General features: G+C 37.9%; 6 protein-coding genes. 2 read left to right on the forward strand and 4 right to left on the reverse strand.

From position 1 onward, the window contains the following. Window positions 1-25: 25 nt before the first annotated feature. The 3 genes from ZA06_RS02845 to ZA06_RS02855 form a co-directional block, all read right to left on the reverse strand. On the reverse strand, window positions 26-1,999 hold the full coding sequence (locus tag ZA06_RS02845; RefSeq protein WP_053975893.1) for a RagB/SusD family nutrient uptake outer membrane protein: 1,974 nt from the start codon (window positions 1,997-1,999) through the stop codon (window positions 26-28). 12 nt (window positions 2,000-2,011) lie between these two features. Then, window positions 2,012-5,245 carry a SusC/RagA family TonB-linked outer membrane protein gene (locus tag ZA06_RS02850; protein WP_082331906.1) on the reverse strand — a complete coding sequence of 1,078 codons (3,234 nt, stop codon included), beginning with the start codon at window positions 5,243-5,245 and terminating at the stop codon, window positions 2,012-2,014. 181 nt (window positions 5,246-5,426) lie between these two features. Further along, window positions 5,427-5,930, reverse strand: a complete 504-nt coding sequence (locus ZA06_RS02855) for a sugar-binding domain-containing protein (protein ID WP_053975894.1) — start codon at window positions 5,928-5,930, stop codon at window positions 5,427-5,429. A gap of 267 nt (window positions 5,931-6,197) precedes the next feature. Here ZA06_RS02855 and ZA06_RS02860 point away from each other — a divergent pair, with 267 nt between their 5' ends. Beyond that, complete coding sequence (locus ZA06_RS02860) at window positions 6,198-10,250, forward strand: hybrid sensor histidine kinase/response regulator transcription factor (RefSeq protein WP_053975895.1); 4,053 nt, start codon at window positions 6,198-6,200, stop codon at window positions 10,248-10,250. A gap of 160 nt (window positions 10,251-10,410) precedes the next feature. Then, window positions 10,411-12,819: a sugar-binding domain-containing protein gene (locus tag ZA06_RS02865; protein ID WP_053975896.1), complete on the forward strand. Its 2,409-nt coding sequence runs from the start codon at window positions 10,411-10,413 to the stop codon at window positions 12,817-12,819. Between the two features lie 276 nt (window positions 12,820-13,095). Here ZA06_RS02865 and ZA06_RS02870 read toward each other — a convergent pair whose 3' ends face one another. Then, the gene (locus tag ZA06_RS02870; protein ID WP_053975897.1) at window positions 13,096-13,824 is read right to left on the reverse strand and encodes an SOS response-associated peptidase; all 729 of its coding nucleotides are present in this window, start codon (window positions 13,822-13,824) and stop codon (window positions 13,096-13,098) included. Between the last annotated feature and the right edge of the window lie 59 nt (window positions 13,825-13,883).

Below are 13,883 nucleotides of genomic sequence, written 5' to 3' on the forward strand. Positions count from 1 at the left end.
TATTTTAATTATTAATGACCTAATCTTAAATATCGCTTGGAGCAGTATTGGCTGAGGTAGACCATCCCGGATTTTGATAAATCGGAGAGCTAGAACCTCCTGTTATTAGAAAGTGTGATGCCGCAATAGGGTTTAAATAATGCGCCATGGTCCATCTATACCCATCAAACACCAATTCATTTCCTGTTTTTTCATAAGGTCTCAAGTAGTCGCTCAAGGATGGAGAAGACACACTTGCTGAAGGTGTTCCATAAGTTAAGTTAGAAGCATTGTACCAATCCTGCATTGGCCCCCAAAGCTTAAATCCTTCAATATGATAAGGCTCATCAATCATTTGATCCATGGCTCTCCAACGTTTCAAGTCCATCCAACGAAGTCCTTCTGCCATCAACTCACAACGTCTTTCACGTCTGATATTATAAAGAGTTGGATCGATCAATTGTCCAGCAGAATAGGCTCCCCAATCGTTTTGGGCCTCCAAGCTCATCTGTGTATTTGAAATAGTTACTTGGTAATCGGTATTAACACCTGCTCGATTTCTTATCGCCATCCAATAAGAACTAGCCGTACCATCTAAGCTACCGTTCTTTTCGTAACACGCTTCAATGTAATTTAGGTAAGCCTCTGTCGCTCTAAATACAATAGCTCCAGTATATCCACCTCCATTGGCACATTGTGCCGCATCGTAATTCAGACCTTTTCGGATAGCATAACCAGTACTATATCCCTGTTCTGGATTGGAATTGGTAATGTTAGGAATTGGCTCTATTGGTGTGGCATGGGTGCCAATTGTAGATTCATACAAAACATTTACTTGATCTGGCTCCTTTAAAAACAACCAAAGTCTACCATCTCTATTTTGTCTTACATCAGAAATTAAATCATCGCCTTGATAATTGGATGCCGCATAAATAGGCAGTCCATCTTCCATTACGAAACTTTCTACCATTCCTCTGGTTAACCCAACACCATGGTTCCCTAATTGCGCATATACAGGCACATTATGGGTTATTCCCAGTCCTCCATCGTAACGTCTCCATAACAACACCTCATTATATCCAGACATGTCGACAGAACTAAACATGTCGAAATATGGATTATTGGCATCGCTAAGCGATTGTTGAAGCACCCCATTATTTGGTGTCAAACCATACGTATTTGCCACGGCTGCCGCGGCTTCCATAGATTGGTCAAACAACCAGTCGATTTCTCCTTCAAGACTTCCTGCCTGGAATTGGTACCCTGGATTGTAATCAGCACCGGGCCATCCAGGTCCGTTTGGTACAAAGGCCGTATTGTTAAAATATTTCAACCATGTTGCCTCATACAATGCTACTCTTGATTTCAACAATTGAGCACAGGCTTTGTTGATTCTGTTTTTGGCCCCATCCGGTGAGCCGGCAGCCAACAAATTGATTGCCTCATCAAGATCTGAAAGAATAAATCTTACCACTTCTGTTCTTGGTGCTCTTTTACTAGCCTCGGTCAAGGTTTCCCATTCATCCGGAAGGGTTGTTTCTACGATAGGAAAATCACCCAGTGTCTGTACTCTTTTAAAGTATTCATAAGCTCTAAAAAAATAAATCTCTCCTATGTAATGGTCAACATTTTGAGGGCTTCCAGTAATTTCACCAGCTTCCCAACGAGGGATTACCGTCTCTAGGAAATAGTTACATTGACGTATATTCCAAAAATCCCAATCCCCACCAGATTGTCCCACACGCCATTGTCCTGGTGCATATTTATTATCATATCCAAAGGAAGCCATATTATCGGTATTCGCATCTATACCGAAGGTTCCAAAAGACCATTGTCCATGTGTAGGCAATGTTCCATATCGTTCAATTGCATAGGCTGCAAGCTCTGCCTCATCCCACAAATATTGATCTGGTGTAATACTTGAAAGAGGCTCTCTATCCAAGAAATCGTCTTCACAGGAAGTGAAGAAAATCATACCAACCAACGCAAATACTACTGTTAATTTATAGTGTGTTTTCATTCCTTTTCAATTTTAAAAATTAATGCTTAAACCATAAGAAATGGTTCTATACAGCGGGTAATTGTTCCCTGTCCATTTCGAGCCAATAGTTTCTGGATCGAATATATCGGTCATTTTGGTCCAAGTCAAAAGATTTTCTCCTGAAATGTAAAAACGCATTTTTTGCAATCCAAGCTTGTCAATTACCTCATCTGGCAAACTATATCCAAACTGAAGGTTTTTTAGGCGCACATAAGAAGCATCTTGTAAATAGCCTGTTTGGGCATGATGGTTTTTGTTATTTCCAAATAGAGGACGCGGATAATAGGAATCCAAATTTTGACCTAATGGATGGTCTGGATCTGCACGATAGTAATCTTTATGCTGCTCCAAACCGGTAGACCACCAAACACCCCAGTCCCAGGCACCCCAGAAGTAGTAGCTGTTTACGTAATAATCACGTTTTAGTACTCCTTGGAAAAAGGCTCTAAAATCAAACCCTTTATAGTCCAAATTGATATCTACAGACATAGGAAAGCGTGCTGTATTATTTCCAATAACCTTAAGATCTCCATGATCTCCTTCGGTATAAGCTCCAGAATCAATTCTTCCATCACCATTTAAGTCACTGTACATGATGTCTCCTGCGGCCCATTGGCTTCCCAAGGCATCTTGGCCTCCATTCTGCAAAGAAGCCAAGTGCGATTCCATTGCTTCCTCATCTCTAGCAATCCCAACGGTTTCATAACCCCAAATTTCACCCAACATACGACCTTCTACATAGGTATCTAGATTTCCCGAAGGGTTTGGATAGCGAGTAATTTTTGTCTGAGAATCCGACAGCAAGAAATTAACACTATAGCCTAAGCCATTTTCCAAGCGATCTCTCCAACTTAAGGCCAATTCAAAACCATAGGTCTTTAAATCGGTATTATTAACACTTGGCACATAAGCTCCTAAAATAACTGGTAACTCTGGCGCTGGCCCCACCATATCCAAAGTATAACGGTTATAGTAATCGAAATTTGCAGAAAGCCTGTTATTAAACAAGGCCAAATCCAAACCTACATTCCAGCTTTTGATACGCTCCCAAGTCAAGCTTTGACTCACCAATCCAGGCGCTGAACTTGTATTTGGTTGCGCACCATTTATCAACCACCCTCCATTGGATGTCCCCACTGGCATTGTTTGGTAGGTAGGATACAAATTACTAGTGTTTTGATTTCCCAATTCACCATAAGACCCTCTAAATTTGAAGGTTCCTACCACATCAACCAACGGTTCCCAAAAAGGCTCTTTAGCAACATTCCATCCTGCGGAAACTGAAGGAAACCAGTTCCAACGTTTGTCTGATCTAAATCTAGAGGTTCCATCATAACGTAAATTCCCCTCTATTAAATACCGCTCCTTATAGTTATAATTTAAACGACCAAAGACACCTTCAGTAGCCCAGTGGTTATAGTCACCTGCAACACCTGGAGGAACAATTTCCCCATTAAAATCGGTTCCTGAAGTTGTATTGATGGTTGGTAGAGAGGCAACAATTATCCCATCTCTTTCAGCTGATAAAAAGCGTGTTTTGTTCAACTCTGACTGATACCCAAACAATACCTTAAAATTATGTCCCTCACCTACTTCTCTTTGATACTCAGTAATAAGGCTGGTATTTAAGTAGTTTTCCTTAAAGCCCTGTTCGTGCACTTGACTAAAGTTACCATAAGGGACAGGATTACCATCTACATCATAGTTATACGTTTTTTGAGTATCCCAATGACGGAACTCATTTCTGGTACGGTAATTTAAGGTTCCTGTAATGGTCCAATCCTTAACAGGCTCCAAAATCAATTGTCCTTGTTGATACAACCAATCATTCTGGGTTTTATCCTGTCCACCATCTCTTAAACCTAATGCTGGCGATGGCGAAGAAAATAAATTTCCATTTGGATCATAAACCGGAAGCATTGGCCACCCCTGTCTTGCAAGTGTTTCAAACAAGCCATCAGTCAAAGCCGCTGGTCTTTTAAAATCTTCACGGATAAAACGATTGCTCACACTTACTTCAGCCCATTCTGATAGCTTTGCTTTAATATTGGCCGTTGTAGTATACCTTTTAAAAGTATCTGTATTAAACTCCATAAGACCATCTTGCCCCAAATAGTTTCCAGAACCGTAATATTGAAGAGCATCAGTTCCTCCACTCACACTAAAATTGTGTTCTTCCGAAAAAGAATGATCTTTATAAATCACGTCATACCAGTCATTATTGGCTTGACCATAACCATAACCATCTGCCCAATATTGAGGGTTGCTAGGGTTTTGAACAATTTCGTCATTGGTCAACCCATTTTGATAATCAAGAATTGCCTGTAATCTCTCATCAGAAAAAAATGGGGACTGTCCTCCATTAATATTGGCATCGTTAAAATAGAGTGCAAATGTGTAGGAATCCATCATTTCCGGAACATTGATAGGCGTATTCCATCGGAAATTATTATTGTAAGTCACTCTTATTTTGCCTTCTTTACCTTTTTTGGTAGTTACCAAAATTACACCAAAAGGTGCTCTAGACCCGTAAATGGATGAGGCAGCAGCATCCTTCAACACTGAAATATTTTCAATATCCTGAGGGTTTAAAGCGTTAAGATCTCCCTCCATACCGTCTATTAAAACCAGCGGTGCTCCTGTAGAACCTTGCCCAATGGTAGCCGTACCACGAATATTTATAGTTGGACTTTCATTCAAGGCCCCTCCTGTTTGGGCAATATTTAACCCAGCTGCTGTACCTTGAAGCATTTGCGTAGCATTTTGAACTGGTCTAGATTCCAATTTTTCCGAATCAACCACCCCAACAGCTCCAGTTAAATTTTCCTTTTTCTGAGTACCATAACCAACTACAACGATTTCGCTAAGAGACGCGACATCAGTTAGCATCACCACGTCAATTTTTGTTTTAGCACCTACCAAAACCTCCTGAGTTTTCATACCGATATACGAAAACTGAAGAATATCTCCCTCTGAAATATCGGAAATGGTATAATCTCCATTAAAATCGGTAGTTACTCCATTGGTAGTACCTTTCACAATAATATTTACACCGGGTAAAGGCATACTTTGTTCATCTACCACATTACCCGTGATAGTTTTTTGTTGAGCCGATGCCAATAGTCCACAAAAGAGCATCAGCACCAAAATCATTTTTGATTTGCTTGTTTTTGATTTCGTTTCAAAACAAGGGCTCAAACCATTAAAACAACGTTTTTCATTCATAATGTTAGTAAGTCTTAGAATTAGTAAATTGTTATTTATTTAAATATGAACACATTTACAACTTAAAAAATGTGCATTTATCATTATGCTAATGTATTTTTTATGAATCAATCAAATAATCTATAATTCATCAAAATGTATCTCATTCTCACCACCTCCCCTTCAAGCCACTCTATTACAGCTACTTTACTATAAGCCAAACATGGTTAAAAATTCCATTTTTAATATCCCTTGACTCAAATTCTTCTTGGGATTGTGATACCTTAATAGCAATCACATTTTCCTCCTCATAGTTCAGATATGATTTTAAATTCAATTGAAATGAATTGGATTTTCCGATGGATTCAGTTATCTGGAGCCCATTAATAAAAATCTCGGCACCTTTACCGATACCTTCAAATTCAATAATCACATCCTTTCCAATCCAATTTTCAGGTATATTAAAATGTTTTCTATACCATCCTACAATCTCACCAGGAGCACTAGGTTTTTGAATTGAGAAATCAGCTTCGGTGGACCAATCATGAGGCAAGTCTATATTTTGCCAACCATGATCACTAAAATCATTCTCAGAAGCAAACTTGCTCTCGCCGTAACTAAACTTCCAATTGAGATCAAAAAGTTGCTTTTTCCCAACTGTTTCATGACTGTTATTACAGTTAACACAGACCACAAACAATAGCATTATTGATATTTTAAAAACTACTTTACGTAACATGTTGAGAAGTAAAATCAATGAATAAAACCAATAGTAAATGTTATCATAGAAACTCAATAATAATTGGAAAAAATTCCTTGGATAAAGCTAGATAGATAGTCCTGATGACATGCTATAGAGACTCGTCATTCTAGTGGCAGAAATCGGTCAACCCCAGAATCTTTAAGGAATTGCGGAAGGAGCTTATGAGATTTTAATTATTTTTACAGGGGGGAGCAAACAACATAAAATTTTATGACACTATTCAAAAGGCAACTACTCTTAATCATACTTTCTTTATCAGGATTTATTGCAATTGCCCAAGTCAACGAAATTAAAAAAATTGGAATTGAAGATGGCCTATCAAACAGTAATGTCGTTGGCATTACTCAGGACAAGGAAGGCTTTATATGGATATGTACCAAGGATGGCCTAAACCGATTTCATGTCAACTCTTTTAAGGTCTTTAAATCGAGTGAAACGGATCCAAATACCATTTGCAGTAATGTTCTAAACTATGTCTATGCCGATAAATTTGATGATGTAGTTTGGATTGCTTCCGAAAAAAACGGTGTAGATGCCTACAATTACAAAACGCATGTTTTCACTCATTATGAACATGATTATTTAAACCCAAATACCAACGACTTAAGCTCTAATGGAATTACGGATATTGATGGTGATGAAAATGGCAACTTATGGTTTGCAAATTATGACGCAGGGATTGATCTATTTGATAGAGCATCCGATAAGTTTATAAATTTCAACACTTCAAATACTCCGGGCTTAGGCTCCAATTATAATTGGAGTGTTTTATATGATACTGACGAAAAAATTTATGCAGGACATGTACGAGAAGGCTTTAGTATTATTAATTCAAAAACGAATACTGCCGTTAATTACAGGCATAAAATGGGAGATCCTTCTTCCTTAGCGGATAATACGGTAACCAGTATTTTAAAAGATTCCAAAGGAAGAATATGGCTGGGAACTCATAACGGTTTAACACTTTTCAACCCGATTAGTGAACGTATGGTGACCTTTAGAAATGATCCAGAAAACCCCAATTCCCTATCAAACAACTTTATTCAAAAAATGTTTGAATCCTCAGACCATAAGCTCTATATAGGTACTGAAGAAGGTGGATTGAACATTTTGGACTTAACCGATTTTAACACCAACAAAGATCTAACCTCTGTCAATTTTCAACATATTTCCTCAAATGAAACACCTAGTGGACTTTCAAGCCCTTCTGTGCATGCCGTATTCCAAGACTCCTTTGGAAATATTTGGGCAGCTGGACTTGGTGGCGGTGTGAACTTTATTCCAAACACTCCAAGCAATTTTAATAAAATTAAGTACCTGCCCTATATAAATAACACCAATAGCCTTAACGACAAACCTGCACATAGTATATGTGTGGACAAAAATAACCTAGTATGGGTGGCCAACGGTGTTGGAGGCATTGCCGTTTATGAAAACGGCACAAAAATCAAACAAATTGACAACATTCCAAATATCCCATACCAACAAAGTTTCCGAAGTCTCTCCACCTCAAAACAAAACGGTATTTGGATAGGAACATCCAAAGGCGATATTTTTTATTTTGATACAGGAAAAGAAACCTTTTCCGTTTTGGATGCTTTTCCGGATCTCAAAAACAATGCAATCTACAATCTATTTGAAGATTCCAAAGGGAATTTATGGATTGCTACGGATGTTGGGCTACGAATGTACAATCCTGTTACAAAAGAATGTCTAGCTTATACAATTCACAACTCAAACCTACCCGATGACATTATTAGAGCTATTACGGAAGATGAAGAAGGGAACTTATGGGTGGGAACCTATATAGGTGGACTTTCGGTTTTTAATCCAGATTTCAATCTTATAAAAAACTATGGCCAAACCTATAATTTTGACCGGATCAACCACATATATAGAGATCCCAAAAATAGAATTTGGATAGGAAGTGAAAATGATCTTTTCCTTATTAAAGACAAGGCTAGAGATTCTGTACTAAGAGTTGGAGAAATGTCTGGTCTGCAAGAATCCAACATTCGTGCAATTTCAAAAGGGGCTACTGATCAGGATATTTGGCTGAGCACCATTAATGGCATTAGCAAGATTGACCTCAACACAATGCATATAAGTAACTTTGATATTAGTGATGGAATTGTCCCTGGCGACTATCTAAATGCATCCGTAGCTAAGACCTCTGACGGGAAAATATATTTTGGATCTCAGGACGGGATTACCTGGTTTGACCAGAATATGCAACAATTAACCACGCCATCTGCCAATGCTTCCATTACCAAATTTTCTGTCTCTAGCAACAAAAACTATTTGAATGAGTTCTCCGATATTCCCTTTTACAATGGTATTGAATTAAACCACAATCAAAATTCCATTCAAATCAACTATAATGTTTTGGATTATTCACTTTCAAACAAAGTTGAATTTGCCTACCAAATGAAAGGACTCGATAACAATTGGTTTTTGGATGATGACAAAGATGTGACCTTCCGTAACCTAAAACCTGGAAATTACACCTTCAATCTAAAAGCGAGAATTCAAAACAGCGCATGGTCCGAAGACATAAAACCTTTAACCATAAGGATTGCACCTCCAATTTGGCTGACTTGGTGGATGAAATTGATCTACTTCATCATAATTTTGACTATGTTCTATTTCGCTCTTAAATTTTACAAAAAGAAACTTAAGATTGAAAACGATCTTCTTTTAGAAAAAAAGAGTCGTCAGCAGGAACAGGACTTAAATGAAGAAAAATTGAGGTTTTTCACCAACATTACTCACGAACTTCGCAGCCCTATGACCTTAATTTTGGGGCCTTTGGAAGACCTCATTTCAGAAGGATCGTTTACACCAGAACAATCCAAGAAACTGCACATGATCCAGCGCATTTCGAGTAGGTTGTTACGCATTGTAAATCAAATATTGGAGTTTAGAAAATCTGAAAACAAAAGCCGTAAACTGAGTGTTATAAAAGACGACCTTGCCAAATATGTTTATGAAATAGGTGATAAATATAAAGAACGCGCTAAAAGCAACGGCATTGATTACAAAATCATAATTCCGGACACCAAGACAGAAATCTTTTTCGATCCTGATGTTGTCACGATTATCACCGATAACCTATTGTCTAATGCTTTCAAATATACGCGTGAGGGCTCTATCACTCTGGAATTGAAACAATGTCTTGAAGACAATATTGAGTATACCAAAATTGTAGTTTCCGATACAGGATATGGTATTTCAGACGAGAATTTACCTTATATATTCGATCGTTATTTCCAAGCAAAAAACACCTCCCACCCTGTAAAAGGAACAGGAATTGGTCTGGCTCTTGCTAAAAATATGGTGGAGTTACATGAAGCCGAAATTACGGTGGACAGTGAGCTGAACAAAGGCACAGAATTTAAAGTCAAATTTCTTACCAACAATAGCTACCCAGAAGCTGTTCATTACTACCCTGAAGAGAACCAAATCGAAGAAATGGAAGAAAATTCTAAAAATGTCATTTTGGTAGTAGATGACGACCCTGAAATTGTTGAGTATATTTCAGATTCCTTGAGCGACATTTACAATATCATCTCTGCCGAAAATGGAAAAGTTGGGTTTGATATAGCTTCTGAGGAAATTCCAGACATTATTATCAGTGATATCATGATGCCAATTATGAATGGCTTGGAAATGTGCAAGCAACTCAAACAGGATGTAAGGACCAGCCATATTCCAATTGTCCTATTAACGGCAAAAGGCTCCCTCCATGACCAAAAGGTAGGGTATGATATGGGAATTGATTCCTATTTAACAAAACCTTTTAGTAGCAATCTTTTAAAAAGCCGTCTTAAAAACATCCTTGATATACGACAAAAACATTCTCTGTCCAATTCATCGGAATTCAAACAAAAACAGGAGCTTTTAAATGAATCAATAGGGGAACTGGATAAAGAATTTTTAAAAAAACTAACGGATGTCATTGAGGAGAATTTGGAAGATGAGAAAATGAACATCTCCTATGTGGCTGCCCAATTGAACATGAGCCACTCTACCCTTTACAGAAAAATTAAAGCTTTGACTAATCTAACTGCTAATGAATTCATTAGAAAAGTCCGTATCAATTATGCAGAACAGCTTTTGATTACAGGTCAATACAATATTTCTGAAATTATGTACCAAGTAGGTATTAACAGTAGCAGTTATTTTAGGCAATGTTTCAAAGAAGAATTTGGCGTAAACCCAAGTGATTACCTACAAAAACTAAAAGAAAACCAAGACACATAAACACTTAAAACACAACAACATAAAACCAAACCTTTACAATCGTTAGGATATCCTAAAGACGAATTAGTGACTTTTTTCGCCTAAAATGAGGCTGTGTTTTTATTTAATTTAAAGGAAATTGTAATCATAAAATTTGATTTCAAAATCCATAAATTAAATAATGAAATTATTCTCATTCCTATTTATTTTAATTGTTGTTACTACTAATGCCTTCGCACAGAGTATCGATTCCTTACGCAAACAGAATTTTAATTTTGATTGGAAATTCAATTTAGGAGACACACCAGAGGCATCCAAAATCAATTTTGATGATGCCAATTGGCGAACCTTAAATGTACCTCACGATTGGAGTATAGAAGGCACTGTCGATTCTTCCAACCCCTCCGGCAACGATGGCGGATACTTCCCTACCGGAACAGGATGGTACCGGAAGAGTTTTGAAGTTCCACAGAATTGGAACGGAAAAAAAATAGGAATTTACTTTGAAGGCGTCTATATGAATTCCGAGGTGTTTATTAATGGTAAATCCATTGGTATTCAACCGTACGGCTATACACCTTTTCACTACAATTTAACTCCTTATATTAAAGCTGGGCAAGAAAACACCATTGCCGTTAAAGTAGACAACTCCCAACAAAAAAATAGTCGTTGGTATACAGGATCTGGCATTTATCGCAATGTATGGCTAACCGTAACTGAGCCGATCCACATCGACCTTTGGGGAGTTAATATCACAACACCTGAAATCACTTCAAAAAAGGCAAAGGCACAAATACAAACTGCTATCAATAATACTTCCAAATCAAAAAGAAAGATTCTAGTACAAACTTCAATTTTTGATGACAATTCAAAAAAAGTAGGCACCAATGAATCTTGGGTAGAAGTTGAGGCAGAAAGCAAAAGCGATATCTCACAACTGATTTCTGTAAAAAGACCAGAGCTTTGGAGTCCACAATCTCCAAAACTTTATACTGCTGAACTTACCCTATTGGAACTAGGAAAACCTATCGACAGATTTACACTTGATTTCGGAATCAGACACATTGAATTTAGTATTGAAAAAGGATTTTTACTAAACGGAACAGAAGTTTTGATAAATGGTGGTTGTGTTCACCATGACAACGGCTGCCTTGGAGCCGCAGCCTATGACCGCGCAGAAGAGAAAAAGGTAGAACTATTGAAAGAAAGTGGTTTTAATGCTGTACGAGCAGCACATAACATTCCTTCGAAAGCCTTTTTAAATGCCTGTGATAGATTGGGGCTCTTGGTTATAGACGAAGCCTTTGATGGTTGGAGAGAGAGTAAAACGCCACATGACTATGCAACCTTATTTGATAATTGGTGGCAAAAAGATCTTGAAGCCATGGTTCTTAGAGACCGTAATCATCCGTCTATTATTATGTGGAGCATTGGTAACGAAATTATTGAACGAACCAAACCAGAAGCTGTTGAAACAGCTAGAATGCTAGTCAATGCCATAAAAGACATAGACAAGACAAGACCAGTAACCTCAGCAATGACCACATGGGGACAAGGATGGGATGTCTTTGATCCATTAATGGCAGAACATGATGTATGCGGATACAACTATCAATTACATGAAGCCACATCCGATCATGAAAGAGTACCGTCCCGCATAATACTTCAAACAGAATCTTATCCAAAAGATGCCTTTTTCTGTTGGAATTTGGTTGATGGTAACCCCTATATTATTGGGGATTTTGTATGGACCGCTATGGATTATCTGGGAGAATCAGGTATTGGAAGATGGTATTATTCTGGAGATGTCCCTGGAGAGCACTATGACCGTGACCTCTTTCCTTGGCATGGCGCCTACTGTGGAGATATTGATCTTACCGGATGGAGAAAGCCTATTTCTCATTACAGAAGCATGTTGTACAACGAAACCGAAAAACTATACATGGCAGTTAAGGAACCTGAACAATTACCTATAAAAACCCATGTTACCCTTTGGAGCGTTTGGCCTACTTGGGAAAGCTGGACTTGGCCAGGTAAGGAAGGGAAAGACATTGAGGTTGAAGTCTATTCAAAATACCCAAAAGTACAACTTTATCTTAACGATAAGTTGATTGAAGAAAAAGCCGTTGGTAAAGAGACGGAGTTTAAGGCAACATTCAAACTTCCCTATCAAACTGGCACTTTAAAAGCTGTTGGAATTGACAATAATGTTGCTAAGGAATCTGTTTACTTAAAAACCTCTGGAAAAGCATCAAAAATTAAATTATCCGCGGATAGAACTGAAATCGGGGCTAACGGAGAAGATTTATCCTATGTAGTTGTTGAAATTACCGATGACACAGGTATCAAATCTCCAAATGCCAATAACCTTTTACATTTTGAAATTGAAGGGCCAGGTTCCATTATTGGAGTTTCCAATGCCGATTTTAAGGATACAGACCCATACATTTCGAATTCCAGAAAAGCATTTCACGGAAGGGCTTTGATTATCATTAAAAGTAATCAAAATGAAGGAACCATCAATCTAAAAGTCAGTTCCAAGGACCTGATAGCATCTTCCATAAAAATTAAAACAAATCACCTTAAATAGAATTAGTTTATAAGTGTTATTATACTATTACAGGTGTGCCCCCGATTACATATCGGGGGTTTGTTTTTATGGACCTAAAAACAATAAACGTATCACAAAATACTGAACAACTGCAACAGTTCCACCTAAAACACCAATAGTCAAAATCAACTAATTAACAAGAGGCTCCATACTAAATCAACAGTTCAAAAAACAAAAAATAATTTTGTGATATTTTTTTTATCACAAAATTATCACAGGAATTATTACGAACCTCCTACCTATCCCAGAATGTTTTTAAGCAAGTTCAGCATACTCGACCTTTTCAATAATACTAGGCACATCGCTTTCAACTTTTGGACTAAAAAAATCTTTGCTCACCGAATAGGCTTCGAGGCGCTCTTCAGGAAAGGTATAGTTAATGATGTCCTTGATGTCTGATTGGGTAAGGTCCATGGACAGCCAGTTATGAGCATAATCGGCATCGAGTATCAATGGCTGCCGTTTTTTCTTATTATGGATTTTGGCAAACAAGGGAGAGGCTTCCCTAGTTAGGATGGTAAAGGTAATATAGGTACCGATAAGGGTATAAAGGCCTGCCAATGCCAAGGGCTTGTTTTCTTTATCCCTAAAGTAAAAAGGGTATTTTTTGCCTTTGTGTTCATGGGGTTCGAAAAAGCCAGACACGGGTATGATGCACCTTTTTTCCATGATGGATTCCCTGTAGAGAAAATGTTGGAATACTTTTTCGGAACGGGCATTTAAGCCGGCCCCATACTTCACAGATTCTTTGTAATAGGGTTTGATTTCTTCCACTGTTCTGTCCTTTGGAACGATGCCCCAACCCCCGGGTGCCAAAACCGCCGAGTTTTCTTGAGGAATGACCAACATGTTGGGATGGGAAAAGCCATTGTGATGGTAATGTGGTTGTTTGAAATAAGGCCGTAGGCTTTCATCTGCTAATTTTACCTTAAAATTCCTTTCTAAATTTTCCGGCTCTTGATATGTACTAACATGGAAACACATGACTTAAATTTACTAAAAATAACCGTTGCGACGATCGTTGCTTAGAAGCCCTCTTAAAT

The sequence above is a fragment of the Mangrovimonas xylaniphaga genome (assembly GCF_001280435.1).
GTDB classification, from domain to species: domain Bacteria; phylum Bacteroidota; class Bacteroidia; order Flavobacteriales; family Flavobacteriaceae; genus Mangrovimonas_A; species Mangrovimonas_A xylaniphaga.